The sequence below is a fragment of the Amygdalobacter indicium genome, from assembly GCF_029101545.1.
Lineage (GTDB): Bacteria > Bacillota > Clostridia > Saccharofermentanales > Fastidiosipilaceae > Amygdalobacter > Amygdalobacter indicium.
In genome coordinates this window covers 656,106-682,134 of the sequence record NZ_CP118866.1, presented here as the reverse complement: position 1 = coordinate 682,134, position 26,029 = coordinate 656,106, and the positions used below count along the sequence as shown (strand labels likewise).

Annotated in this window: 23 protein-coding genes; 3 read left to right on the top strand and 20 right to left on the bottom strand. The window is 41.6% G+C overall.

Annotated features, from left to right (window positions below; translation table 11 throughout):
- Positions 1–59: 59 nt before the first annotated feature.
- From PYS60_RS02840 to PYS60_RS02815, 6 genes are all read right to left on the bottom strand, one after another.
- The gene (locus PYS60_RS02840; RefSeq protein WP_315570671.1) at positions 60–3,335 is read right to left on the bottom strand and encodes a type I restriction endonuclease subunit R; all 3,276 of its coding nucleotides are present in this window, start codon (positions 3,333–3,335) and stop codon (positions 60–62) included.
- 20 nt (positions 3,336–3,355) lie between these two features.
- A complete protein-coding gene (locus tag PYS60_RS02835) occupies positions 3,356–4,081 on the bottom strand; it encodes a restriction endonuclease subunit S (RefSeq protein WP_315570669.1) in 726 nt (241 codons plus the stop codon).
- A complete protein-coding gene (locus PYS60_RS02830; RefSeq protein WP_315570667.1) occupies positions 3,996–5,255 on the bottom strand; it encodes a restriction endonuclease subunit S in 1,260 nt (419 codons plus the stop codon). Before PYS60_RS02830 ends, PYS60_RS02835 begins: the two co-directional genes overlap by 86 nt.
- Entirely contained in the window at positions 5,252–6,343 is a 1,092-nt protein-coding gene (locus PYS60_RS02825) for a virulence RhuM family protein (protein ID WP_315570826.1), read from the bottom strand. Before PYS60_RS02825 ends, PYS60_RS02830 begins: the two co-directional genes overlap by 4 nt.
- Complete coding sequence (locus PYS60_RS02820) at positions 6,343–7,923, bottom strand: type I restriction-modification system subunit M (RefSeq protein ID WP_390866543.1); 1,581 nt, start codon at positions 7,921–7,923, stop codon at positions 6,343–6,345. The genes PYS60_RS02825 and PYS60_RS02820 overlap by 1 nt, the downstream gene beginning before the upstream one ends.
- 323 nt (positions 7,924–8,246) lie before the next feature.
- Positions 8,247–8,525: a hypothetical protein gene (locus tag PYS60_RS02815; RefSeq protein ID WP_315570665.1), complete on the bottom strand. Its 279-nt coding sequence runs from the start codon at positions 8,523–8,525 to the stop codon at positions 8,247–8,249.
- A 227-nt stretch (positions 8,526–8,752) separates the two neighbouring features.
- On the opposite strand from PYS60_RS02815, the gene PYS60_RS02810 reads away from it, so the two are divergent.
- Together PYS60_RS02810 and PYS60_RS02805 are read left to right on the top strand one after the other, a co-directional pair.
- A complete protein-coding gene (locus PYS60_RS02810) occupies positions 8,753–9,094 on the top strand; it encodes a rhodanese-like domain-containing protein (RefSeq protein ID WP_315570663.1) in 342 nt (113 codons plus the stop codon).
- A 102-nt stretch (positions 9,095–9,196) separates the two neighbouring features.
- On the top strand, positions 9,197–11,269 hold the full coding sequence (locus PYS60_RS02805) for an Rqc2 family fibronectin-binding protein (RefSeq protein ID WP_315570661.1): 2,073 nt from the start codon (positions 9,197–9,199) through the stop codon (positions 11,267–11,269).
- Here the strand turns inward: PYS60_RS02805 and PYS60_RS02800 are convergent.
- The 14 genes from PYS60_RS02800 to PYS60_RS02735 all read right to left on the bottom strand — a co-directional run bounded on the left by PYS60_RS02800 (position 11,266) and on the right by PYS60_RS02735 (position 24,553).
- Positions 11,266–11,955 carry an epoxyqueuosine reductase QueH gene (locus PYS60_RS02800; protein WP_315570659.1) on the bottom strand — a complete coding sequence of 230 codons (690 nt, stop codon included), beginning with the start codon at positions 11,953–11,955 and terminating at the stop codon, positions 11,266–11,268. The genes PYS60_RS02805 and PYS60_RS02800 overlap by 4 nt on opposite strands.
- Positions 11,948–13,006 (bottom strand): Holliday junction branch migration DNA helicase RuvB, encoded by a 1,059-nt coding sequence (gene ruvB, locus PYS60_RS02795; protein ID WP_315570822.1) that lies wholly within the window; start codon positions 13,004–13,006, stop codon positions 11,948–11,950. Before ruvB ends, PYS60_RS02800 begins: the two co-directional genes overlap by 8 nt.
- Before the next feature lie 181 nt (positions 13,007–13,187).
- Entirely contained in the window at positions 13,188–13,877 is a 690-nt protein-coding gene (gene ruvA / locus PYS60_RS02790; RefSeq protein WP_315570658.1) for a Holliday junction branch migration protein RuvA, read from the bottom strand.
- A 14-nt stretch (positions 13,878–13,891) separates the two neighbouring features.
- Entirely contained in the window at positions 13,892–14,422 is a 531-nt protein-coding gene (ruvC, locus tag PYS60_RS02785) for a crossover junction endodeoxyribonuclease RuvC (RefSeq protein ID WP_315570656.1), read from the bottom strand.
- Between the two features lie 13 nt (positions 14,423–14,435).
- On the bottom strand, positions 14,436–14,894 hold the full coding sequence (locus tag PYS60_RS02780; protein WP_315570655.1) for a divergent PAP2 family protein: 459 nt from the start codon (positions 14,892–14,894) through the stop codon (positions 14,436–14,438).
- Between the two features lie 43 nt (positions 14,895–14,937).
- Positions 14,938–15,582, bottom strand: a complete 645-nt coding sequence (deoC, locus tag PYS60_RS02775; protein WP_315570653.1) for a deoxyribose-phosphate aldolase — start codon at positions 15,580–15,582, stop codon at positions 14,938–14,940.
- 21 nt (positions 15,583–15,603) lie between these two features.
- The gene (locus PYS60_RS02770) at positions 15,604–16,101 is read right to left on the bottom strand and encodes a nitroreductase family protein (protein WP_315570652.1); all 498 of its coding nucleotides are present in this window, start codon (positions 16,099–16,101) and stop codon (positions 15,604–15,606) included.
- Positions 16,102–16,143: 42 nt separating this feature from the next.
- The gene (locus PYS60_RS02765) at positions 16,144–17,823 is read right to left on the bottom strand and encodes a leucine-rich repeat domain-containing protein (RefSeq protein WP_315570650.1); all 1,680 of its coding nucleotides are present in this window, start codon (positions 17,821–17,823) and stop codon (positions 16,144–16,146) included.
- A gap of 153 nt (positions 17,824–17,976) precedes the next feature.
- The gene (locus PYS60_RS02760; protein ID WP_315570648.1) at positions 17,977–18,717 is read right to left on the bottom strand and encodes a M48 family metallopeptidase; all 741 of its coding nucleotides are present in this window, start codon (positions 18,715–18,717) and stop codon (positions 17,977–17,979) included.
- Between the two features lie 6 nt (positions 18,718–18,723).
- Positions 18,724–20,373, bottom strand: a complete 1,650-nt coding sequence (locus tag PYS60_RS02755; protein ID WP_315570646.1) for an alpha-amylase family glycosyl hydrolase — start codon at positions 20,371–20,373, stop codon at positions 18,724–18,726.
- Positions 20,374–20,470: 97 nt separating this feature from the next.
- A complete protein-coding gene (nrdE, locus tag PYS60_RS02750) occupies positions 20,471–22,630 on the bottom strand; it encodes a class 1b ribonucleoside-diphosphate reductase subunit alpha (protein WP_315570644.1) in 2,160 nt (719 codons plus the stop codon).
- Positions 22,623–23,057: a class Ib ribonucleoside-diphosphate reductase assembly flavoprotein NrdI gene (nrdI, locus tag PYS60_RS02745; RefSeq protein WP_315570642.1), complete on the bottom strand. Its 435-nt coding sequence runs from the start codon at positions 23,055–23,057 to the stop codon at positions 22,623–22,625. Before nrdI ends, nrdE begins: the two co-directional genes overlap by 8 nt.
- A 1-nt stretch (position 23,058) precedes the next feature.
- Complete coding sequence (gene nrdF, locus PYS60_RS02740; RefSeq protein ID WP_315570640.1) at positions 23,059–24,072, bottom strand: class 1b ribonucleoside-diphosphate reductase subunit beta; 1,014 nt, start codon at positions 24,070–24,072, stop codon at positions 23,059–23,061.
- A 169-nt stretch (positions 24,073–24,241) separates the two neighbouring features.
- A complete protein-coding gene (locus PYS60_RS02735) occupies positions 24,242–24,553 on the bottom strand; it encodes a glutaredoxin-related protein (RefSeq protein WP_315570639.1) in 312 nt (103 codons plus the stop codon).
- Between the two features lie 105 nt (positions 24,554–24,658).
- Here PYS60_RS02735 and nhaC point away from each other — a divergent pair, with 105 nt between their 5' ends.
- Positions 24,659–26,023 carry a Na+/H+ antiporter NhaC gene (nhaC, locus tag PYS60_RS02730; protein ID WP_315570638.1) on the top strand — a complete coding sequence of 455 codons (1,365 nt, stop codon included), beginning with the start codon at positions 24,659–24,661 and terminating at the stop codon, positions 26,021–26,023.
- Positions 26,024–26,029: the final 6 nt, after the last annotated feature.

Sequence of the window (26,029 nt, the reverse complement as noted above, 5' to 3'; positions counted from 1 at the left end):
GACCGGTTCAAAAGAGCCGGTCTTTTTTATAAAGAAAAGAATAATCAGATTACTGAAACTCACTTCTTAGTTGTTGTCTCAGCATTCTTGTCTGTCTTGTCAGCTTTCTTTGTCTCATAAGTTGCGGAATCTTCTGCAGCCATAAGAACAGGCTGTTGAGCCATCGCATCGGCGTAATAAAAAAGCTTTGGCTTTTCAGTAGTAAATGAACCTCCAACCCCGAAGAACTTCTCAAAGAATGATTTCAGTTTGTCAATTACGCATTGTTTTTTAACAGCTTTTTTTCCACCACCGAAACGAGATATAGGAGGCATAAGCTTATCAATGTCTGTACCTGTGGTTTTAATTTCACCGTCACGGAAGGCATTCCCTATGAACTTTCTTGTTTCAGGTTCTTTCAGCTTTTCTTCTTTGATAATCTGAACAAGTTCCTCTTCACGCTTTTCAGCTACATAATCATGCCATTCTTTCATAACATCTTCGACATCATTAATTCCTGCAATAAAGGTTTCAATGAGAGCCTTCTTGCTACGAAGTTCAGGACTTGCATCAATAGCTTTCTTGATTGTGACAAGGACTTCCTTATCTTCACAGTGACTATCGTGATATTTCTTAACGAGCATAAGGATATAATCGATATTGATTTCAATCTGCTTGATAAGTTCAACCTCAAAGACAATATCATCAATAATATCGGTGCTTTCACCTTTCTTGCGTTTTTCATTCCATTCATCATGCAAGTCCTGATATATACCAAGATAATCCTGTAAATCACGCTCCGTTATCATTTCTTTGCCGGCGAATTCATCAAATGCAGATAAAAGGTTTCTCATACGTAGGATTGCACCAAATAGGGAGATAAAATCCTTCTGATTCTGCTCACCTGTAATCTGTGACTGTGAAAGTGGAAACTTGGAAGTAAGGTCATCCATCATATTCATATATCCCGGATGCAACTTGCCGTCAATACTTTCATAGCCATAGTAGTAATCTTTAAAGCCCTTCATCAGGACAATACCACCTGCATTCTTATCACCAAAAAGTGAAATAGCAGTATCAACACGTTTCTGAAGATTTCTAAAGCAGACAATGTTACCGAAGGTCTTAATCGAGTTAAGAATTCGGTTTGTTCTTGAAAATGCCTGAATGAGTCCGTGCATCTTCAAATTCTTATCAACCCATAATGTATTCAAGGTTGTGGCATCAAAGCCTGTAAGGAACATATTTACAACGATTAGTAAATCAAGTTCCTTGTTCTTCATACGAAGGGAAACGTCTTTATAATAGTTCTGGAATTTGTCGCTATCTGTAGAGTAGTTCGTATGGAACATCTCGTTATAATCTTTAATTGCAGCCTCAAGGAAATCCCTTGAAGACTGATCAAGTGCAGATGTATCTTCTGAATTTTCCTCATCAAGAATACCGCTTGTACCTTCATCACATTCAGCTTCGTTTGCACCATAGCTATAGATAGTAGCAATACGGAGTTTTTTGGTAGGGTCAGCCTCCATCTGTTTCTTAAATTCCTGATAATATAATTTTGCCATCGGAACAGAAGCAACGGCAAAGATAGAGTTAAATCCACTTACTCGTTGTTTCTGCTTGATTTCTTCTACCGCACCATTCTTGCCGGAAGCAACTTCAGAAATGTTTGTAAGAGTGTTATAGATATAAGTCTTATCACCACGATAGGTTTTTCTATCAAAGTTATTAAGGATATATTCCGTAACAAGCTTGATTCTTTCAGGTGCCATCATAGCCTTTTCACGGGCAATATCCCACACCTGCTCATCATCAATATCTTCACCCATATCCATTGTCTTTACATAATCAACTCTGAATGGAAGTACGTTCTTATCATTTATAGCATCGACAATAGTATATGTATGGAGCTGGTCACCGAAAGTCTGCTCGGTTGTAAAGAACTGTGGCTTACGGACACTTCCCGTATTAGCCGGGAAAATTGGTGTTCCTGTAAAGCCGAACAGATGATATTTCTTAAAGCTTTTTACAATAGCAGCGTGCATATCACCAAACTGACTTCTATGGCATTCGTCAAAGATGATAACCACGTGCTTATTATATATTTCATGTTCTTTATTTTTTTTGATGAATGTTGCAAGCTTCTGAATAGTCGTAATGATAATGTGAGCATTACTATCATCTAACTGTTTTTTCAAAATAGCAGTAGAGGTATTGCTGTTTGCTGCACCTTTTTCAAAACGATCATATTCCTTCATTGTCTGGTAGTCCAAGTCCTTACGGTCAACCACAAAGAGCACCTTATCGATATAAGGAAGTAATGAAGCTTGTCTTGCCGTCTTAAATGATGTAAGGGTCTTACCTGAACCTGTTGTATGCCAGATGTAACCACCACCTGCAACATCACCATATTTTTTGTAGTTATTGGCAATCTCGATACGATTCAAAATACGCTCAGTAGCAGTTATCTGATATGGTCGCATTACCATAAGCATATTCTCTGATGTGAAAATGCAGTACTTGGTAATGATATTTAAAATCGTATGCTTGGCAAAGAATGTTCTTGTAAAATCAATCAGGTCAGTAATGACACGATTGTTTGCATCTGCCCAGAAGGAAGTGAATTCAAAGCTATTGCTTGTTTTACCTTTCTTGGCACCGGCAGCAGCATTAACATCCTTAATTGCGTTAAAGCGTGTACTGTTGGAATAATACTTTGTATTTGTTCCGTTTGAGATAACGAAAATCTGTGTGTATTCAAACAAACCGCTTCCAGCCCAGAACGAATCACGCTGATATCTGTTAATCTGATTAAATGCCTCACGAATAGCCACACCTCGGCGTTTTAGTTCTATATGAACAAGTGGCAAACCATTCACAAGGATCGTAACATCATAGCGATTGTCGTGCTTTGCACCTTCTCCAGTACCAATAACATACTGATTGATGACCTGAAGAAAGTTGTTATGAATATTCTTCTTATCAATAAGAGTGATATTTTTCGTGCTTCCATCATCACGTTTCAACACCTGAACATTATCTTCCTGAATCTTACGGGTCTTTTCTACGATTCCTTCATTCCGGTTGGCGATGGAATCTTTGAAAAATCTATCCCATTCCGTTTCAGAGAAATGGTAACTATTCAGTTTCTCAAGCTGAGTACGAAGATTGGCAAGCAAATCTTTTTCATGATGTATTGTAAGATATTCGTATCCCTGTTCCGTGAGCATACGAATAAATTCTTTTTCCAAAGCTGCTTCAGACTGATAATTGCCGGAGCGTGTTTTTACCGACTCATATTCTGTAACAACTGTGTTCTCATTTGTTTCGGCTACGATATTAAAATAAGGCACATACATCACCTCTTTCGTATTTATTTTGTCATCGGCTCACGCATCCTTTTTAGAGGGAAATGGAGCAGTTTATCTCTATAGTATTCGTATTGTTTTTGACGTGCTTCAATCTCGGCCGGTAGACCGATGTTGAGGTCAGAGCAGAGAGCATCGAATCGGTCGAGGATAGACACAATTCTTTCTTGTTCTGCCATAGTCGGCAACATTATTTCAATGCTACCTAATTTGCTTGGTGTTACTTCAATTACCTTTGTACCATGTGCTAATCGTTTCTTTTGTTCAAAGAAAGAAGCTGAATGGAAAAAGTAAGACATATATTTAGCATTCTGATTATGACTAATGATTGCCGTATGTCCACTGATAGCAATTTCTTCATCGCCAAGCCATGCAGTACAAGAGCAAACATCTTCAACATTTTCGCTTGTAACCGCCATAACAATATCTCCCGGTTTTGCAGTCTTTGACTTTGCAAATACTTCATCATTCACAAATGTTAAAGTTTTATATGCATAAACTCCAAAGTGTGTGTACATCTGACCGTAATGGATGCAAGGTTTTCCGTGTTCGGCAAAATCCTTCTTTTGAAAATTGCCTCCACGGATAATCGTTGCAATTTCATCCAGTTTAACAGGAGCATAACCAAAGACATACTGAATAAGCCTAATTATTGCTTGTCTGTCTGTCTGTCTGTCTGTCTGTCTGTCTGTCTGTCTGTCTGTCTGTCTGTCTGTCTGTCTGTCTGTCAAGGATTATCTTGCCTGTTGCTGCGTATGTCAAGAGTGCATCACGATAATATTCGTATTGTTTTTGCCGTGCTTCAATCTCAGCCGGAAGACCGATGTTGAGGTCAGAGCAGATGGCGTCGAAGTTGTCTAATACGCTCACTAATCGATTTTGTATTTCGATTGGGAGAAAGGGAATTTCCAATTTTTCTAGCACTTCACGGGATAACCTTGGTATACTGGCTTTTCTTACACGAGAATATAAATACTCCTGCTTTGTTTTAAAAAAATGATACAAAAATCTATCATTTAAACTACTAGGGCACTCGAAAGTTAGACAATCATCTGCTGCCCAATAATCTTCGGTGCTATAGCCTATATCACCCGCAGCACCTGCACTAATTACAAAAGATGTATTGGCTTTCCTATTTGATTGATTATAATAACCCATAGGGGTTAAGCTGTTCTGATAAACAGGATATCCCCTATCGCCATTAAGCTCACTTCTTGTGACACGTATTCCCCTTGTGATTTTACATAATTCGCCCAACTTAACCATTTGTATATCATTGTCAAATTTAAGCAAATCATCCCGATAAAATTCATACTGTTTCTTGCGAGCTGTAAGCTCTGCTGTAAGCTCTGCTGTAAGCTCTGCTGTAAGCTCCGTGAAATTGTCCAAAATACGGACTATTTCACGTTGTACCTCCAGAGGAGGTACAGGGAGCATATACTCTTTTACAAGTTTATCTGATATAGCAGGATAACTAGCTCCCTTTTGATTTTGTTCTACATATGCAAAGAAATCATTAGATGCGATTATATGATACAACCATCTACGTAATACAACATTCTCATCGGCGCGTAATACTGTAAATCCGGTGCTACATATTTGATTATCATAAGTACCGTCAACCATGCAATATCTCTTGAGCATTGGTCGAGTCGCACCAAACAATATATCTCCACTATTAATAATTTGTTGTGCTCTACTTGGTGCAGTATAAGAACTTATTGTCTGCGTTTCTGTAATCTGATGAGTATCTCTATCTACGGATGACAAATCAATGTACTCGTATTCTTCTCCATTAGTGTTTTTCCATTTAATATTATCATTTTTAATGGTACAACTAGCTATCGTTTTGTAATTGACTCCATCAGGACACAACTCCTGAATCAATTCATCTAATCTGCTCATTTGTCCCCATCATCCTTCCCGGGTTCTTTTGCAATCGTTTCCGGCAGGCCCTGCGATGCATCCTCCAACAATATCCTGTCGAAGTCGCTTTGATACAACCGATCCTGTACGATGCGGTATTTTTCAAATTCGCTCAGAGCATGACTTTTTGCCAGCTCTGCGGATATTTTCCCGGCATCCTGCAATACATCTCTATCCCAAACCTTCAAAAAACCATTCAGCCGTTCTTCCCAATCCGCCATTGTCATCGGGATGTGACGCTCTGCCTGTGCTTCTGCAAAATCCAGATATGCCGAAACTAAGCGTCCCAACTGGAAAAGCTCCTTTTCGGTCAAATAATTTTTCGCTACCACAACATCATAGGCATGAATTTTACTTTTGGGCGAACCGTCCCATGTGGTAAGCCCCATGTGTTCCTTTTCCGCATTTGCTCGGTTGTAGACAACCTCTGCTGCCGTTTGCCCGTGAACACTGTAATGCAATTTATTTTGTACCGCCGAAAAAAAGCGTTTTGTAGTCGCTGCGGTAGGGTCGTAATCCAAAGCTGTGGCATAAATGTCGGTAATTTTCTGATAAAATTTTCGTTCTGAAAGGCGAATCTCACGGATTTTTTCCAGCTGCTTTTCAAAATATTCTTTTGTCAGCACCGTTCCGCTGTTTTTCAGACGGTCATCGTCCATAACCCAACCCTGAATGGTATAATCTTTTACAATTTGGTTTGCCCATTTTCTAAACTGCACAGCCCGCTCGTTATTCACCTTGAAGCCAACTGAAATAATCATTTGCAGATTATAATGATTTACTTCACGGGCAACCTGACGGGAACCTTCCGTTTGAACTATCCGATATTTTCGGATAGTTGCTGATTGCTCCAATTCTGAATCGGAATATATTTTTTTAATATGGTCATTGATGGTTCGCACATCCACATCATATAAAGTAGCCATCATTTTTTGCGTCAGCCAGATATTTTCATCTTCGTAACGCATCTCTATGCTCTTTTCGTCTGCGCCTGTGGAGGCAACAAATGTCAGATACTCCGCAGCGGAGGAACGAAGGATGTTGATTTCACGCCTGTCCTTTTTCATCATCCCACCTCGATTTCTCCAATGATTTTGTCAATCTCATCACGAAGAACCTGCTCACGCGCAACAATTTCTTTAATCTCGGCATTGAGCTTTACAATATCGATTTTTTCTTTTGTATCTTCTGCTTCCACATAAGTAGATACCGAAAGATTAAAGCCATTTTCTTTTACTTCATCGTAAGAAGCAAGGTGAGCAATGTGTTCTACTTCCTCACGTTTTGTAAAGATATCAACGATTCTGTCTATATTCTCGGACGTCAACTTATTGTTGTTGGTAACTTTTACACACTCATTGCTTGCATCAATAAAGAGAGTACGGTTATCCATCTTATTTTTCTTCATGACCATAATGCAGGTGGCGATTGATGTACCGAAGAAAAGATTGGAAGGTAACTGGATAATACAGTCAACATAGTTGTTATCAATCAGATACTGACGGATTTTCTGTTCTGCACCACCACGGTACATAATACCCGGAAAGCATACAATTGCAGCCGTTCCATTTGATGCAAGCCAGGAAAGACTGTGCATAATAAAAGCTAAATCTGCTTTACTCTTTGGAGCAAGAACACCGGCAGGTGCAAAACGAGGGTCATTGATAAGTAATGGATTATCATCACCGGCCCATTTAATAGAATATGGAGGATTTGAGACAATCAGTTCAAAAGGCTCATCATCCCAATGTGCAGGCGCAATAAGTGTATCTTCACAAGCGATATTGAATTTATCAAAGCCAATATCATGTAAGAACATATTGATACGGCAAAGGTTGTAGGTTGTGATATTGATTTCCTGTCCATAGAAACCATTACGAATCTTATCTCTGCCAAGTACTTTTTCTGCCTTTAAAAGCAGCGAACCTGAACCACAGGCAGGGTCATAAACCTTATTAATTTCAGTTTTACCAACTGTACCAAGTCTTGTAAGAAGTTCTGATACATCAGCAGGAGTAAAGAACTCACCACCTGATTTACCTGCATTTGATGCGTACATTGTCATGAGATATTCATAAGCATCACCGAATGCATCAATATCGTGGTTCTTAACATCACCAAGATTCATATCAGCCACACCATCAAGAAGCTTGCAGAGCTTTTCGTTTCTCTTTGCTACTGTAGAACCAAGCTTATTACTGTTTACATCAAAGTCATCAAAAAGACCTGCAAAGTCTGATTCTGATTCGCTGCCTTTAGCCGATTCTTCAATGTGACGGAATGCATTTTCAAGTGTTTCATTAAGGTTTTCATCATCTTCAGCTTTTGCTCTAACATTACAGAAAAGTTCTGACGGAAGGATAAAGAAGCCTTTTTCTTCAACAAGACTCTGTCTTGCTTCTTCCGCATCAGCGTCAGACATCTGTGCGTAATCGAATTCAGTATTGCCGGCTTCAATTTCACCTGCGTTAATGTAGTTAGTAATGTTTTCAGAAATATATCTATAGAACATAGTGCCAAGCACATAGTTCTTAAAGTCCCAGCCATCTACTGCACCACGAAGTTCATCGGCAATTGCCCATATAGCACGGTGAAGTTCGTCACGTTCCTGTTCTTTTTTAGTATCAAGAGCCATTATATTATTCATCCTTTCCTTATGTATCCATTCAGTTATATGGCATAATCATATCATAAATTCATATTTTTCTATCCTCCGCCGTGGATAACAAGTAGAAGGTCAAAAAACTTTTAAGACAGGTTAAAAAGTCGGCTTTTTCTTTTGCCTGTAATTTAGAATGGATACAGCGGAATTACATAGGTGCAGTTGATATTCCACCCCATAAATAAAATCGGCGTAGCCGGTAATACTACCGATTACGCCGATATTTTTTTAGGAATTGAATCCCTAAATGAATGCCCCAAAAGAGCCGGTCTTTTTTATAAAGAAAAGAATAATCAGATTACTGAAACTCACTTCTTGGCTGCTGCTGTTGTAGCCTTAGTTGTTGTCTTAGCATTCTTGTCTGTCTTATCAGCTTTCTTTGTATCCTTAGCTGTTGTCTTCTCAGTCTTCTTCTCTGTCTTCTTCTCTGTCTTATCAGCCTTCTTGGATTCCTTGGCTGTTGTTACAGCTGCCTTAGTTGTTGTCTTGACATCCTTTGTTGTCTTAGGAGAGCAAGCGTACAATGTTGTAGCTGCTACCAAGAAACTTAAACCTAAAGCTGTTGCTTTTCTCTTCAATGTGTTCATAACTTAAAAACCTCGATTTCTTTAAGTCTGTTATTTTGCCTTAGCAATATTTGAGCTTTAACTCGTTGTCTATTGTAGCACTATGTGCAAAAAGAGCATAAAATAATTGGTAAGCACTTTTTGAACTTTATTCGTCAAAATTAACAAAAGATTTGATAATAATCATCAAATTCATTTTTGCCGAAGCTTGAAAATTGCTGCAATAATCAAGATAAAGAGGTAACAACATGCCGGATAAATTACAATTATTATATGAAAAAGCAGCGCGGTCGCATTATGAAATTACAGCCGCCGAATTAAGCGCCTGCGGCCAAAGCGGGCTTACTTTGCTGGATGTGAGAAATGCCTCGGAATGGGCGGATTTTCACGTAAACGGGGCTATTAACATTCCGCTGATTCAGCTACAGTTGCAAGCCGATTATGCACTTTCACCGGCTAATTTAATTATTGTTTATTGTAACAGCGGTAATCGTTCGTCAATTGCTGCTAAAATACTGAGAGATAAAGGATTCAGGGCTTTAACTTTGACAGGCGGACTGAATTCTCTATATCACGATCGACAGTTCTAGCTTCGGCGAAATTCCCCGAATTTTCGGGGTTTATCGGCCGCTTTCAGCTATTGTTAACTGTTTGTGAATGAGAACTGACAAATTAAGAAGGAATTTTGCTATATGGTAATAGACGGCATGAGTATGCACTTCCTGACGGAAGAAATTAATGCGGAAATTCAAAACAGTCGAATCGCTAAAATCGTTCAACTGACCGACAGCCTCTTTGTTTTTACCCTGCGTTTACGCAAAGGACAAAATCAGGGGGACAAACGATTGCTTATCGACGTTGCGAAAAACAATCCGGCGCTTTATTTGACCGACAATAATTTTCAATCCCCGGCCACCGCTCCGAATTTTTGCATGTTTTTGCGCAAATATCTGGCCAACGGTGAAATAATAAACATTACCTGCCCGGACTTCGAACGCTACGCAGTATTAAATATTGTCGCCAAAAACAGTTATTTCGACTCGGTTTCATACAAATTAATTATTGAACTTATGGGCCGATACAGTAATTTGATTCTGACCGAAAACGATATTATCAAAGATTGTCTTTATCATGTGGACAGTCGACACAACAGCAAAAGAGAGCTTTTACCTTTACGGCCCTATGTTGCCCCACCGCAGCAAAAAGGTAAACGGAACCTTTTGAGTTTCAGGAATGCCGCGGAAATAGCAGCTTATCTTGAGGAAGATTGGGCGCTTAACGCCGGTTCTACAGTTAAGAAGTTCATTTTGCAAAAGTTTACAGCCCTATCGCCGCTGTCAGCTGAAAAAATTTGTCTATCAGCTTCTTTACCGCCGACAACTTTACTAAGTACTTTATCCGCTCCTGCAAGTTCCCGAATTTTGGCCGCTTCTTTAGCCGAATTCAGCGATATTATCAAAAGTAAGGCCGTCATTCCGACCGTAGTGCAGAAAAATTCGACTGCCAATTATTTAAGCATTTTACCGTTGCCGCAATTTCCGCAAACGGCGCAAAAAAGTTTCACTACTTTCTCGGCCGCTATTATTGCCGCCCGGCAGGAAGCTTCATTCAATTCCGCTTTCAGTCAAAAACAGCAATATCTTTTACGCACTGTGGATAAGTTATTAGATAAATTTCAGCAAAAATTATTGACTTATGCTGAGGAAATGCGGACAAGCTACGATTTTGTCCTCGATAAAATTAAAGGTAATTTAATTCTGGCAGCCGTACCTCAAGTCAACGCTTTTTTGCAGCATAAATTCAGCGCCGCAACGGAAGCTCTGAATGTTTGTAATTATTATCAGGCGGCTTTACCGTCGGACTTGAATGAGGAAATGCTCACTTTCAATTTGCCGGAAAATGAACAACTCAAGCTGCGGGATATTTTGCAGGAACCTGAGATTACCGTGCTTCTGCGAGGCGACAAAAATGCGCAGGATAATGCCAAACTTTACTATAAAAATTATACGCGGAAGAAAAACCGTCTGCTCTTCGTGCAGAAATTAATAAGCGGAATGCAAGCTAATTGCCGCTATCTGGGCGAGTTGAAAATCAACTTACTGAATGCTGAAAGTCTTGCCGATCTCAGTGTTTTGCAAGCGGAATTGCAGGCTGCCGGAAGCAACGACAGAGGTTCAAACGAAAAGGAGAACTTCAAAGCGGAAAATAATCAGCCGGGAAAGCCGCAGACACATAAGCGTTTATTAATGGCACGCAAATTGAAATTGACGGAAGCAAACAAGAAGGGAAAACAGAACGGCAATAAGCAAAACGGCGACAAATTGCCGCGCAAAAACGACTTTATCTCTTTCAACAGCTCGGATAATTATAGAATATTGATCGGCCGTAATGCGAAACAAAACGATTATCTCAGTCTCAAACTGGCGGCAAGCGACGATATTTGGCTGCACTTGCAAAAAGCACCCGGTTGCCATGTATTAATCCTGACAAATCATTGTCCTGAAGCTGAATTACCGCCAAGAACACTGGCGGAAGCGGCGGCATTGTGCGCCTGGTATTCAAGGTCGGAGAAAGAACGCCGTTTGTTTCAACAGACAAATTTGGAAAGTGTAACAGTCGATTACTGTCAGGCAGGCAAGCTTAAGAAAGCGCCGGGAGCTAAAGCCGGTTTAGTTTATTACAATAACTATAAGTCCTTGAGAGTACAAGCTCAAAGCCCGGAAATACTCAAATTAACGGCTGCACCTGCTAACGGCGAAGATTAACGTACAGGCACAAGTTCTCCCGTCTCTCTGAGATAGCGATGCGGAATATCCGCTTTGCTGATGGAAGGCAGATGGTCCTTAATTATTTTGTCGCTGTATTTACTTTCGCCCAAGGAAAAAATACAGCCGCAATAACGTTGACGATATAAGCCGTCTTCCCGCGCCATTTGCTGCCCTTGGCGATAGCCGACACGAAAATCCTCATAATAATAAGGCACATGTAATTTCTTCCCCGAGACACGCGCGCTGATTTTCAGCATTTCATGCCGCTGCCACGGGCTGACGAATAAAGAAGTTGTAAATGTATCACAGCCGAATTTCAGGGCCGCTTCAGCCGCAAAATCCAGACGCATCTGGTAGCACATCCGGCAGTGGTCTTCCTGATATTTACTTGATATATTCCGCCAGTTACTCTCTAAATAAGTATCGTCATAAGAACAGTCAACATGGTGCAAATGGCTGAAAATCTCAACATTATGCTTGCGTAATTGCCATTCTTCCAAGGGATGGATATTAGGATTATAAAACAGAACCTTAACTTCGAAGCCTTCCTGCAATAATTTGACATAAGGATATTCGCCGCACGGAGCACAGCAAACATGCAGCAAAATTTTAGGTTTGCGCTCAGGGCAGCGAGCCAGTACCTGCTCATAAGTCAACTCATATTCTTGATATAAATCAGGCATCACAATCACCTGCAGTCTCTAAAGGCAGTTGACGATTAAGCTTGGATTTTTCCGGCGCACTTAGACCCAGGTATTTCCAAGCCGGCTCCGTTAAAACCCGACCGCGCATAGTTTTGGCCAAAAAACCGATTTGCATCAAATAAGGTTCATTGACATCTTCAATCGTGCTGCTGTCCTCATTTAAGGCGGCTGCCAAAGTTTCCAGACCTACAGGTCCGCCGGCATAATTGAGGGCCATAATATTGAGCAGACGTAAGTCCGTTTTATCCAGTCCCAACTTGTCGATTTCCAATTTTTCCAAAGCATAGTCGCTGATTTCGGCGCTGATTAAACCGTCACTCATAATTTGCGCAAAATCTCTGACTCTTTTCAGCAGGCGTAAAGCAATACGCGGTGTGCCGCGCGAACGTTTAGCTATGTTCATCTTCCCTTCTTCATCTATATTCAAGTGTAAAATAGCTGCCGCTCGGCTGATAATTTCAGCTAATTCTTCCGGTTGATAAAGTTGCAGCTGTTCAATGACGCCGAAGCGATCTCTAAGCGGGGCGGACAATAATCCGGCTCTGGTAGTTGCTCCGATCAAAGTAAACTTGGGTAAATCAAGTCTGATCGATCTGGCTCCCGGTCCTTTGCCGATAATCACATCCAGCGAAAAGTCCTCGATTGCAGGATAAAGAACTTCTTCCACCTGCCGACTGAGTCGATGAATTTCATCAATAAATAAAATATCTCCCGCTTTCAGGGAAGTTAACAAGGCTGCCAAGTCTCCGGCTTTTTCGATCGCCGGTCCGCTGGTAATTCTTAAATTGGCCTGCATTTCTTTGGCAATTATTCCTGCCAAAGTGGTTTTACCCAAACCCGGAGGGCCATATAGAAGGACATGATCCAGACACTCCTGCCTTTGCTTCGCCGCCTTAATATAAATCTGTAACTTCTCTTTGACTTTACTTTGACCGTAATATTCTTTCCAAGCTAAAGGGCGCAATTGATTTTCATCATTGTCATTCAGTTGTTTATTACGACTGATCAAAGTATTTTCGTCCGTCTGCATCTGATTATAGGTGCGATTCTTCATACTGTCCTGCGGACGGGCGGGCGAATTAACTTTATTCGTTACGTTGGATTTATTATTCGCCAAATAACTTGATTTTATTAATTCGGGTAAAGTATCCGGTAAGTCGTAATTCCCTGAAATATCACGGTTATCAGCCATAAGTCCTCCTTCTGTCTATTTAACGGGTCTGCAAAGCTAAGCGTAAATTCTCCTCCAGCGTCAATTCCGGTCGGAAACTTAATTTTAGCATTTGTTTACTTTCATGCAAAGAAAAATTAAGCACCATCAAAGCTGCCAATAAATCATCATACTTCTGTTTCGCCGGACTTTTACTCAGTTTGTCGGCCGTTAAATCACTTGCAGGTTCCCGTAAGGACGACGGTAAATCGCAAGTTTCCCCGGAATTATGCGAAGATTCCGTGATTTTAACGTCACCTGAAGCTGCCTGTAATTTATTTAACTTGTTATTAAGTTCCAAAAGCAGTCTTTGCGCCACTTTAGCGCCCAGGCCTTTAATTTTCACAAGTTCCTTCGTATCCTGTGTCAATACGCAGGCGAGCAAGTTTTCCGCTTTAATATTGTCGACAACGGCCAAACTCAATTTGGCGCCGAAACGCGGAATACTCAGTAATAATTCAAACAGCTGTTTACTTTGCCGGTCGGCAAAACCGTAAAGCATTTGAGCATCTTCCCGCACTATCAAAGTTGTATAAATTTTGACCTCTAAAGTCTGTCCGGCTGCCAATTCTTTCTGCCATTTTTCCTGTAAATTTTTGCCGACATTGACAGCATATGCAATATTATTTACTTCCAGAAATACTTGTTCCTGATAAATTTCAGTTATCTTTCCCGATAAGTATGCGTACATAAAGTTCCTTTCTGCTATTCAAACAATGAATAATCGTAATTGTAGGCACCCTTCAGCTTGAAATCAGGTCTGGGACCTGTGTATGCCTGGCAGATAGCTAAGGCTAAAGCATCCGCCGCATCATCCGGTTCCGGTAATTCATCCAGTTTAAGAATGGTTTGGACCATCAGTTGCACCTGTTTTTTATCCGCTCTGCCGTAACCGGTAACAGCTTTTTTGACCTGCACGGGCTTGTATTCGTAAACCGGCAAACGCGTTTGAGCTGCAGCTAAAATTAAAACACCGCGAGCCTGACCGGTGGCAATAGCCGTTGTGGTATTGCGACTGAAAAACAATTCTTCAATAGCCATAACTTGCGGTTGATAGAGTTTAATAATTTGTCTGATACCTTCATAGATAATCAAAATCCGTTCAGCGAAAGCCGTGCCTTCCCGACTTTGAAAAGTACCGTAATCGACGACTTGAAAGCCGGCGTTATTTTCATCATAATCCAAAACACCGTAACCGCATATTGCATAACCGGGGTCAATACCCAAAATTCTCATATCGCATTCTTTCTCAATACATACGCAAAATATAGGCAATAAGGCAGCCCAATACCGCTCCCATAAACACTTGTAACGGCGTATGGCCCACTAATTCTTTCAGAGTTTCATCAAAGCTGTCCAAGCCGTCAAAAGCAAAAGCATCACTGGACAAAAGTAAATTGAGCAAGCGTGCCTGTTTACCTGTTTCTCTGCGGACACCGGAGGCGTCATACATTACTATTATCGCTACTACGGCACAAGTGGCAAACTGCACCGAGTTATAACCCAAATTCAATCCGACACTGTTGGCCAGAGCACAAACTGTAGCTGCATGAGAACTGGGCATACCGCCGCTGCTGACTATTTTTTTTAAGTCAAACTTGCGGTAACGCCAGCCGTCAATAAAGATTTTCAAAAGTTGGGCAATAAACCAGGCAAGCAAAGCTATACCCAAGTAGTAATTGTCGCAAATTTGTGACCAAAATCTCATAGGCACCTCCAATCTTGAAGTTTAACTATTGTAACATATAAAACTAGATTAAAGATGTTCCGCTGCTTGTGCCCAAGCGATTCGCTCCCGCTTCGATCATAGCTTCGGCAGTCTCTCTGTCTCTGATTCCACCGCTGGCTTTTACGCCCATGCTTGCACCTACAGTCGAGCGCATCAATTTTACGTCTGCCGTCGTAGCTCCGCCTTTTCCGTAACCGGTAGAAGTTTTCACAAAGGCTGCTCCGGCTGCCTGAGCTGCCAAACAGAGCTGTTTAATTTCTTCCGGCGTAAAATAACAAGTTTCCAATATTACTTTTACTTTGGCCGGTAAAGCCGCCTTGACCACTTGGGCAATCTCATCCTGCACAAATTGATATTCTTTCTCTAAAGCTGCTCCGATATTAATCACCATATCTATTTCCTGTGCACCGTCGCTTAGCGCCTGCCGAGCAGCAAAAACCTTGCTTGCCGTAGGATCGGCCCCGAACGGGAAAGAAATAACGCAACAGGTACAAACATCGCTGCCGGTAAGCTGCTGCGCTACCAGAGAAGTGTAACAGGGATTGACACAAACGGAGGCAAAGTGATATTTTTTCGCTTCGTTACATAAATTGATAATATCCTTCTTTGTCGCTGTCGGGCGTAAAAGTGTGTGGTCGATATAAGCAGCCAAATCTAATTTCTTCATATATATTCTCTACTCTCTTAACTAATCAACGTAATGAATTCGTTCCGGTTGGAAACGATCCTGTTGTGCTTTCGGTTCAGTCAAAGGATAGCCTACAGCTAATAAAGCGAAAGTCCGCAGTCCTTGGGGCAGATGCAGAATCTGATCGACTTTCAACATGTTTTCCTCAAAAGGACAGACGCCCAACCAGACTGCGCCCAAGCCTAAGCTGTCGGCTTCCAGCCACATATTTTCCATCGCAATGCTTAAGTTGATGTGGTTGTATTGCGGTACTCTGACATTTTCTCTGTAAACTGAAACTATGACCAGCGGAGCATTTTTGGCACAGGGTAAATGTTTGCTGACCTGCGACAGTTCATTAATTACTTCCCGATTTCTCACGACGTAAAATTCCCACGGCTGTAAATTGTAAGCTGAAGGTGCCTGCATGCCGGCACGTAAAATCAACTCCAATTTATCGGATTCAACTTCTTTTTCCTGAAATTTTCTGACACTGACACGGTGAAAAATACTGTTCATACTAAAAATCAGCTCCTTCGTTGCTTTAACTTATTCTTAAGTTTAGCACTTACGACGGACAATGGGTAATTTTCCGGTTGCAATTAATATACCAAGTACCGATATTAATATTATCAGGCCTGCTGCTGTACGACTTTGTTGCTTTTCGCCGCTCTTGCCGACGGGGTTTGCCGGTAATTTACGTTTCGGCTGCCAAGAAGATGCAGACGGCGAAGAGATTATTTGTTGCTCCGACTTTTTAGGTACATCAAGATTTGCTTGATCGGCGGCTGCCGGCGAAGTACTTTGATTCGTTTTCTGTGTGCCTGCCTGCTGCTTGTTCGGTTGCAGGTTCGGTTGTTGGTTCGGCTGCGGTTTCGCTTGGGTATTCGGCGGTGTGGCCGGCTGATTATTCGACTGAGTTGCCGACGAATCGCTTTGATCCGGCTGCGGCGCGCCCGGCTGCGGGTTATTAGGTTGCGGATTCGCTTGCGTATCCGGCGTGGCCATTTCTTTTTTCTCGTAAGTATCGTCCACTGCACTTACTATTTCTTTTTCACTGACAGTTTCCGTAATATCTCCGTTCAACGGATTGACAGTGTAAGTTTTAATACGTTGTTTCTTGCCGTCCCGCCCCTTTTTAACAATAAAATTCTCTTTATCCGGCAAGCTAACATGCGGTACGGTAATCTCACTGCTGACACTTGCAGTTCCTTTATAAACAATCTCATTGCCGTATTCATCAAATTCACTTCTCGTTTGTCCGAAGGGCATTTGGGGATCGGCGGCATATTTTCTCGCAGTTTTAATTGCCGTGACATCTAAAGTAATCGTTCCCTGATAAGTGAATTCCTGTTTTTTGCGATAATTTTCCCGTCCGCCGATAGTGGAAGTATATTGCAGCTCTAAAGAAGTTTTGCCCTGCAAATTCAGCAGTTTAATTTTCGTGCCCGTAATTTCGACCTTATCTTTGTCTGCAGCCTCTGCAGCCGCAATACTTAATTTAATCTGATCGCTATTTTTTACTTTAAAAGGTAAGTCTATCTCCCGTTTTTCGGCTTTATACGTCCAATTATTGTTATTCAGAATCAGGCTGCCTAAATTAGCGGTAATAGCGGCAAGCGGCGTTAAATCGGACAAGTTATTGCCGGCTAAATCCAATTCCGTCAATTCCGCTAAATTCGCCAAAGCAGAAATATCCTTAATTTTATTATCGGCCAGATATAGTTCCGTTAAACTCGTCAATTGTGCAAGCGGCGTAAGATCGCTGATCTGATTATGGCTTAAATTTAAATAAGTTAAAGTGTCAACGGTCTGAAGCGGCTGCAAATTGCTTATTTGACTATTTTGTATATTTAAGGAACGTAAAAAAACGAGTTTTTGTAAAGGACTTAAGTCGCTGATACGGCTTTCTTTGATTTGCAATATTCTAAGATTCGGGAAATTACCGATATCCTCCAAACTTGCAATATTGACATTTTCAAGCGTCAGTTTAGTCAGATTGGCGGCTCTTTCCTTGCTTATTTCTGTATCCAATTCAGTTAATATGTTCTGATTACGCAACATCTGCAAAACTGCATCCTTAAAATTAGCATCTTTAAAAACGACATCATTATTGGCAGCGGCCGGCGCTAACGGCAAGAAAAGAAAATTAAATAATAAAAATAAGGAAATTAATAAACAAGGTAGTAATTTCCGAGTAAATTTCCGGATAATAGAAGAACAATGATTGATTTTTCGCATGGCTGCCTCACTTAAAATAATTATTAGGGTAATAAACCCCTGATATTTTAACGGAAGGAGGACATTTGAAGCAGTCTGAAACGAGTCTAAGCCGCTTGAAAAAGGTAGGAAAAACGTGTATTTAACAATTATTTCAGGTATTTTTCATCTGCATTATAAATTATCAAGCAGACAGAGATAGTGTCGTTTGCACAAAATCTCAGCGGACGCGCGCCAATCTGGGCAATATTCAGTTAAAAGTTCATAAAAATGCCGATTGTGCCGCCGTTCTTTCAGATGCAGCAATTCATGGCACATAACATATTCCAGACATGATACGGGAAAAAGTAACAGGTCACTATTAATATTGATTTTCGCCTTGGCGACATTGCAAGTTCCCCAGCGCGTTTTCATCCGCCGAATATGATAAGAAGCGGTCAGACCCAAACGGGTTTCCAGCTCAGGACGTAAATCTGCAATTTTTTGCATGAGCAGCCGGCGAAAATAATTATGCATAAAAGTAGCGACAGCTTCCTGTGTCCAAGCTTGCGGCACATAAAAAGTATAAGTTTCAGCCTCCTGCTTCACTTCTGCTGCCGTTTTAGAAGCTTGGCGGACAACATAACGTTTGCATTCCTGACCGAAAAGATAAAACACTTCCTTATTTTGCAATAATTTAAGATAGTTCTCCCGTGCCGGTCCGGATTTTTGCAAAAAACTTAAAATATTTTCAGCCTCCGCCTGCAGAAAAGCATTAATCTGCCGCACCGGACATTTCAGCGGAGCAGTTAAAGTCAAGACGTATGCGACATTAGAAATTTTAAGTTGCAAATGGCGACAGACACTGCGTCTTTTGACTTGTAATTTCAACTCCGGCGGTAAAATTGCCGGTAACATAATACGATTTTCAGCCATTTCCACCTACCTGGACAAACGATAAATCTTGTATCCCTGCGGCGGCAAATTAATTTGCACACCGCTGTCGCTTACTTTAACTTTTTCCTCAGGTGCGAAAACATTTTGCAGTTCTGCGCCGGCAGTAAGCTTACTTTTATCCGCTAACGGCACTTCAACCTCCCGGACTTTATCACTATTATTGAAAGCGCAAATAATCTCCTCCTGCGGCTTATCAGTTTGACGGGAAAAAGCATAAACATTGTTCTCTACAAGTAATTCCGTCTGTTTACCGCAGCTTAAAGCTCTTTCACCGGCCCGTAACTTATTCAAAGCTGCAACCAATTTGTAAGTATCGGTATCTGTCCGGAAATAATCATGAATAACCTTGCCGTCCCGATCCTTAGTAACCATGCACCAGCGATTCCAAATATCCGGCATCCCGCCGCTCATAATTTTGCCGTCGGCATTGCCGCGATTCTGTTCCGTGCCCTGGAAAACACAAGGAACACCTCTGACTGTAAAGAGGAAAGCCAAAGCGTTTTGCAGGCGCGGTACTTGGTTATGCGCTTCTGTCAGGAAACGATTGCGATCGTGATTATCAATGAATGTCACCATATCGTTAATATGGTCGCCGTAATAATGGTCCTTAGCGAACAAATCACGCATGATACTGAAATTTTTACCCTGCGCAAAGCAATCGACGATTGCCATGAATAAAGGAAAATCAAGCATTCCCGTCTCTCTGTCTTGGCCCAACCACCGGGATATAAACTTAGGACTGGAATCGAAATTCTCACCGAAAGTCGGAACTGCTAAATATTTTTCCAATTCGCCGCAAATTTCCGGGCGCAGACATTTAACGGCGTCAACTCTGGCAGCATCGGCATGACAATAATCGAACCAATATTTTATAGATTTGAACATGGCCGCTTTAGCTTCCGGCACATCATAATTAATATCGTCCAGCTCGCCTAAATCATGGGTGAACAACATTTTATCGGAGCTTTCGTTATGCGGTCTTTCTTTGGACCAGTCAATCGGTCCTAAATTGTGATACCAATTAAGGTTATTAAAAGGCGCAACCGGCTGCAACTGAGTTCCCGGGAGGACGGAGGAAGATTGAGAGTAATGGGCATCTTTTCCTACCCCTTTGATATAGTCGCCGACGTGATTCGGCACAACATCGAATATCACCCGTAAACCCGCCTGATGGCATTTATCTACAAGTTCTTTCAATTTGGCTTTACTTGCATCGGGATCTTCTGCACCGAAGTAGCGATTGGCACGATAAGGATCGTAAGTATGATAACCGTGGTAAGCTGTGGGCATCTGTTTCCCGTTTGCATCCGGACAGCTCCAAAGCTGGGGATCGGAAATAGGCGAAATCCAAATAGCTGTATAACCCATGCCTTTTATATAATCAAGTTTGTCGATAATTCCCTGCCAGTCACCGCCGTGCATTAAGAGAAAATCTTCGAGCTTATCTTCAGAATAAGTAAAAGCTGCACCTGTAGCATTATTGCCCGGATCGCCGTCATAAAATCTGTCAGTCATTATTTGATAAATTCTTTGGCCCTGAAAATTAGTTAAAGTCGGCGTTCGCCGGCTGCAGGCACCAAGTAAGGAACTTAATAAAAAAGCAGTCGTCAACAATGCTAAAAATTTCTTATACATATCAACCTCTTCTTGCAACCGGAAAATTGCAGATTAATTGTCACAAATTTAACCATAGTTAAATTTTACCACGGATGACGACTGCTGAACAAGCATATTAAATCATGCACGACTGACAGGTATTGAGCGTATCAATAATGGCATCATCCTCCAGATGCTCACTGCCCGGAAGTACTTCCTGTCTGATTCTGACATAATAAATTGACGGACAGCCCTTTTTGAAAGCATAAATATACGCCTTATTCAAGTCTCTGGTGCTTGATTTATCGGTCATAAACAAAGTCAGCGATACAGCCTGATCCACATGCTTAGCAGCCGCGGCGGCAATATCAATTATCGCTTCAGCTCCCACTTCATAAGCACCTTTCTCGTAGTACTTGTAATTATCGGCACTTATTCTGTAAGCCGGCACATAAACCCGCCCTGTTTTCCCTTCTTTGCGTACTTCTACCGGCGAAACGGCAGCTTGTAAACTCGGAGTACAGGAAGTCAAATAAGAAATTGAACCGGTCGGAGCAACTGCCAACAAATGCGAATTGGCCAAACCGTCAGTTTTAATGGCAGCTACCAGCTTGCGCCATTTTTCCGCTGTCGGAATTTGCAAATTATACTTGGCCAACAAAGCCTTAACTTGCGGATTTTGCACTTCTTTATCCGCCTGCACATATTGCGAAAAATAAGAACCGTCGGCATAAGACGTCTGAGCAAAGCCGGCAAATGCTCCTCGTTTTTTGGCCAACTTGTTGGAAGCTGAGAAAGCATAATAAGCTAATGTATAAAAGAAAATATCCGTAAACTCCACAGCTGCCGGAGAATCATAATAGATACTGTTTTGCGCCAAAAATCCGTGCAAATTCATAGCTCCTAAGCCGATAGCGTGATTACGGCTGTTACCTTCCTTCACTGAAGGCGCGCAATTAAGATCGGTATTGTGGGCCACTGTATCCAAAGCTTGGACAGCAACGTCCACAGTTTCCGCCATATTAACTGCATTTTCCATCACTGCGGCAATGTTTAATGAGCCCAAATTACAGCAAATATCCTGACCGACCGTTTTAAAGGTCAAATCCTCTTCATATGTACTGGCGGTAGAAACTTGGGCAATTTCGGAACACAAATTGGACATACAGATTCGTCCCAGATTTTTCTGAGGATTTTTCGCGTTAACGGTATCCTCAAACAGAATATAAGGATAGCCTGATTCAAAATGCAATTCGGCGATAGTTTGAAAGAAACGTCGGGCGGAAATATAAGTTTTATGAATGGCCGGATTATGCAACAAATTTTCGTATTCTGCGGTAATTGAAATATCACTCATCGGCTTTCCGTACACTTGTTGAATTTCATACGGCGAAAATAACGCCATATCTTTGTTGGCCTTAGCTAATTCAAAAGTAATATCCGGAATCACTACACCTAAAGACAAAGATTTTATCCGCACTTTTTCATCGGCATTCTCCCGTTTCGTATCGAGAAATTGTAAAATATCCTTGTGATGTGCCTGCAGATATACCGCTCCGGCGCCCTGTCTTTGCCCCAATTGATTGGCATAGGAAAAAGAATCTTCCAACAGTTTCATCACCGGCACTACACCTGAGGCCTGATTGCTCATGCCTTTGATCGGCGCTCCCGTTTCTCTTAAATTTGTTAGACATAAAGCTACGCCGCCGCCGCGCTTGGACAATTGCAAAGATGTCGCTACAGCCCTGCCGATTGATTCCATCGAATCTTCCAAACGCAATAAGTAGCAGGAAACATACTCGCCTCTTCTGGCCTTGCCGGCATTCAAAAAGGTGGGAGTAGCCGGCTGAAAACGTTGACTCATTATTTCCCGTAAAACGGCACGGGCCGCTTTTTCTTCTCCGTCAGCCAAAAACAGGGCATTCATCACTGCCCGATCGGCAAAATCCTCAAAATATTCCTGCTTATCGTCGCTCATCAAAGCATAGGAACTATAAAATTTCAGTGCTCCCATCAAACCGGCGAAGGTAAAATTATAAGCTTCCGCTTCAGCGAATAAAGCCAAAACAAAGGCGCGGTCATAACGTTCCAACAACTGTTTATCGTAATAATTGTGGGCAATCAAATAATCCAATTTCGTGGCCCGATCGGCAAATTTATGCTTTTTCGGTTCGATTACCGCCTGCAAATAAAGTTTAACGGCTTCTTTATCGGCATCGAAATGATAATGTCCCTGACGATCTTTGAATTTGCTCAAAGCGTTTAAAGAAATATAAGCGTCCTGATGTTCATGCATTTTGTGTCTGCTCCTGCTTCTCAAAGGTGTAATTAACTAAGCGTTTTACTCTGGCTACATCTTCTTTAGTCCCGAGTAATTCAAATTGATATAATAGCGGCACTTGTAATTTACTTGCCAAAATCGGACCGGCTATAGCGTAGCTGTCACCGAAATTGGTATTACCGGAAGAAATTACCGCCAGGCAATGCCGTCTGTTCTCCTCTTCATTCAAAAAATGAATTACTTCTTTCGGTACAGCACCGCGCAAATCAAGCTTCCCTGCTTTTTTCTGACCGCCGGAATAAGTGGGAACAACTAAAACATAATCGGCTGTCACTTTAATCGGCTCATCCGCCGGTATACGAATATTCGGCAAATCAAGCTTTTGCACAAAACGATGTGTATTGTTCGATTTGCTGGAAAAATAGACAATTAACGGCTGCATACTAAAACTCCCAATCCTCATCTGTTGTTTCTTCACTGGTTCCGATAATATAAGAAGAACCGCTGCCGGAGAAAAAGTCATGATTTTCGTCCGCTCTGGCTGATAATTGAGCAAAGACTTCCGGCGTAATATAAGTTTCCTGCTCGCTGAACGGCGAATCGTATCCGAGATTCTGGAGGAACTTTCCGGCATTATAAATACTGAAATTAATTGCTTCTCCTGCCAAATCAAATCCTTGATATAAATCCTGCAGATAATCCTTCTCCAAATCAATTAAGTGATAAAGCAAATCGAAAACGAATTTTTGCATTTCTTTTTGCTTCTCCGTACTTAATAATTTGACCTTCTGTTGATACTTGTAGCCACTGTAATAGTTATGAATAACTTTATCGCGCAAAATTAAGCGGATAATATCGGCAGTATTCGGTAATTTAGAACGTGAAGCCAAATAAAAAGGTAGATAAAAACCGCCATACAGCAAGAATCCCGGCATCAAAGCGGCTGCAACTTTCGATTTCAAAGGATCATCCTGAGTGTAATAAGGTATGAGAGCCAAAGCTCGAGCTTGCAGCTTGGCATTATTCACTACCCATTCATGGGCGGCATTAATCTGCTCGCTGGAACAGAGGGTTGAAAATATCGTACCGTAAGAACGGGCATGCACCGCCACCATAAAGGCGAAATTAGCATAAATCGCTCCTTCAATATCTGTCAAAGAATTCTTGATTTGAGCGACATCGCCGACTGTCGCCTGGACAGTATCCAGCAAGGTTAAACCGGTAAACGTTCTAACAATTAATTGCTGCCAATCAGCGCTCAACTGCTGCCAGGAAGGAAGGTCGTTGGAAACGGGAATATTCTCGGGTAACCAGAAATTTTGGGTTATTCTGTTCCAAACTTCCAGATCCTTCTCATCGCTGATTCTATTCCAGTTAACAGCTCTTAAACCCTTGCCTTTGTCGTGAAAAGCATATTCCACCGGCGTTTGCGAATTAAGATAATAATCAGTTTTCATTTTTCACCTTTTCTTAGCCTCCTTTACTGTGGAAAACTCAGCTGCAGCGCCAACGGCAGCGACAGCTTTCGGCACAAAATAAAGGATTTATTCTCGAACAAAGAAAAGGTTAGCACAACATATTGTATTTTTCCGTGCCTTGCGACACAGATTTTCATTAACGACTTACTTAACAGCCTTGACCGTTCAGGCTGCAAGCTGCGGTAGAATTTTTTGTCTTGACTTGCGTAGCTTCAGTCGACTTGCAGGCAGGTAACTTCAGACTGACACTGCCGTCTTCCATAAGAAAGCAGGGAATACCGACAGAACCGGCAGCTTTGACGGCGGAAAAAACCGGATTATGATCGCGCAATTGCAAAAAATCCCGCAAATTATGCACATCAACACCGATATCACGATAATCATAGCGACCGTCTGCTGCTATAACTTGCTTAACTTTGCGACAATCGGGACAACTTTCCATACCATAAACTATAATCATAATTATTCTCCTTATATATTAATATTTTGTAGTCATTAAAGTTACTACAATATATATTTTGTATTATACTTACAGCAATTATTAGATGACAACAGGATGCATATTATGAAACAGAAAGTAAGTTTTTGGGAAGCGATTGTTATTTTGGCAGTTCTGCTTCTGCTGCTAAGTATCAGTGTAATTAATCTGCGTTTGCAGCCCACCGTACCGATTATGTTCACAATCGGATTACTGATTATCTGGGCCAAATTCAAACATTTCGCCTGGCAGGAAATTGATACAGCTATCAAAGACGGAATCAGTGTAGCTATAATTCCTATATTTATTTTTCTACTCATCGGCGCTTTAATCAGTCTCTGGATCAAAAGCGGCACCATTCCCACGATCATGTATCTCGGTTTTCGTCTGATCAGCGGTAATTTTTTCCTTCCTTCGGTATTTTTGGTCTGTTCAATTATCGGCGTTGCCATCGGTTCCGGTTTTACGACAATCTCTACCGTCGGTATCGCTTTATTCGGCATAGGCATAAGTCTGAAAATTAATCCCGGTCTGGTGGCCGGCGCCATCATTTCAGGGGCCGTCTTCGGTGATAAAATGTCGCCTCTGTCCGATTCTACCAATTTAGCAGCCGCCGTAGCGGAAAGTGAACTGTTTGCGCATGTCAAAAATATGCTTTGGTCGACTGTGCCGGCTTTTCTAGTCTCCCTTATCCTCTATACTATTTTTAATCAGAACAGTAATATCTCTTTCCACGCTCTGCAGGGAACAATATCAGCTTTACAGTCTGATTTTTCCCTCTCATACCTGACTTTGCTGCCGATTCTGCTGATGTTTATCTGCGCTCGCCTTAAGATTCCGGCTATTCCCACTCTTTTCGGCAATATTTTTCTGACCGTGATTTTGATTATTGTCCAGGAACCGACAATTTCTCTCACGGCAATTATTCAATTGATCAGCAACGGTTATGTTGCCGCTACGCCGGATGCAGCTTTAAATGCGCTTTTGACAAGAGGCGGAATTGCCTCCATGATGAACACCGTGGCTTTGATTATCACAACTTTGGCCTTGGGCGGTCTGCTGATGCATTTTGCCATCATTCAAAGTGCTCTGACACCTTTAAGTCGGAAAATTAAAAGAACTTTTCCTTTAGTCCTGCTGACAATTTGCAGCAGTATAGCCATTAATTTATTGGTAGGCGAACAATATCTTTCCATCATTTTGCCCGGTCGGGCTTTCAAGGCTATTTATAAGCAACAGCATATTTCCGGTTTAACTTTGAGTCGCGCTTTGGAAGATGGCGGTAGTGTCATTAACTATCTTGTGCCTTGGGCGGTTGCCGGTTCATTCGCTGCCGGAACTTTAGGTTTAGCAGTAAGCGACTTTCTGCCCTACACTTTCTTCAGCTTATTCTCGCCGCTTTTCTCCTTAATTTCAGCTGCTACGGGTTTAGGTCTGAAAAAAGATAAATAATAAGGT

Excerpts from the sequence above, each read along its gene's own strand:
- PYS60_RS02830 (WP_315570667.1), bottom strand. The coding sequence starts at position 5,255 with ATGAGCAGATTAGATGAATTGATTCAGGAGTTGTGTCCTGATGGAGTC.
- PYS60_RS02825 (WP_315570826.1), bottom strand. The coding sequence starts at position 6,343 with ATGAAAAAGGACAGGCGTGAAATCAACATCCTTCGTTCCTCCGCTGCG.
- PYS60_RS02820 (WP_390866543.1), bottom strand. The coding sequence starts at position 7,923 with ATGAATAATATAATGGCTCTTGATACTAAAAAAGAACAGGAACGTGAC.
- PYS60_RS02815 (WP_315570665.1), bottom strand. The coding sequence starts at position 8,525 with ATGAACACATTGAAGAGAAAAGCAACAGCTTTAGGTTTAAGTTTCTTG.
- PYS60_RS02810 (WP_315570663.1), top strand. The coding sequence starts at position 8,753 with ATGCCGGATAAATTACAATTATTATATGAAAAAGCAGCGCGGTCGCAT.
- PYS60_RS02805 (WP_315570661.1), top strand. The coding sequence starts at position 9,197 with ATGGTAATAGACGGCATGAGTATGCACTTCCTGACGGAAGAAATTAAT.
- PYS60_RS02800 (WP_315570659.1), bottom strand. The coding sequence starts at position 11,955 with ATGCCTGATTTATATCAAGAATATGAGTTGACTTATGAGCAGGTACTG.
- ruvB (WP_315570822.1), bottom strand. The coding sequence starts at position 13,006 with ATGCAGACGGACGAAAATACTTTGATCAGTCGTAATAAACAACTGAAT.
- ruvA (WP_315570658.1), bottom strand. The coding sequence starts at position 13,877 with ATGTACGCATACTTATCGGGAAAGATAACTGAAATTTATCAGGAACAA.
- ruvC (WP_315570656.1), bottom strand. The coding sequence starts at position 14,422 with ATGAGAATTTTGGGTATTGACCCCGGTTATGCAATATGCGGTTACGGT.
- PYS60_RS02780 (WP_315570655.1), bottom strand. The coding sequence starts at position 14,894 with ATGAGATTTTGGTCACAAATTTGCGACAATTACTACTTGGGTATAGCT.
- deoC (WP_315570653.1), bottom strand. The coding sequence starts at position 15,582 with ATGAAGAAATTAGATTTGGCTGCTTATATCGACCACACACTTTTACGC.
- PYS60_RS02770 (WP_315570652.1), bottom strand. The coding sequence starts at position 16,101 with ATGAACAGTATTTTTCACCGTGTCAGTGTCAGAAAATTTCAGGAAAAA.
- PYS60_RS02765 (WP_315570650.1), bottom strand. The coding sequence starts at position 17,823 with ATGCGAAAAATCAATCATTGTTCTTCTATTATCCGGAAATTTACTCGG.
- PYS60_RS02760 (WP_315570648.1), bottom strand. The coding sequence starts at position 18,717 with ATGGCTGAAAATCGTATTATGTTACCGGCAATTTTACCGCCGGAGTTG.
- PYS60_RS02755 (WP_315570646.1), bottom strand. The coding sequence starts at position 20,373 with ATGTATAAGAAATTTTTAGCATTGTTGACGACTGCTTTTTTATTAAGT.
- nrdE (WP_315570644.1), bottom strand. The coding sequence starts at position 22,630 with ATGCATGAACATCAGGACGCTTATATTTCTTTAAACGCTTTGAGCAAA.
- nrdI (WP_315570642.1), bottom strand. The coding sequence starts at position 23,057 with ATGCAGCCGTTAATTGTCTATTTTTCCAGCAAATCGAACAATACACAT.
- nrdF (WP_315570640.1), bottom strand. The coding sequence starts at position 24,072 with ATGAAAACTGATTATTATCTTAATTCGCAAACGCCGGTGGAATATGCT.
- PYS60_RS02735 (WP_315570639.1), bottom strand. The coding sequence starts at position 24,553 with ATGATTATAGTTTATGGTATGGAAAGTTGTCCCGATTGTCGCAAAGTT.
- nhaC (WP_315570638.1), top strand. The coding sequence starts at position 24,659 with ATGAAACAGAAAGTAAGTTTTTGGGAAGCGATTGTTATTTTGGCAGTT.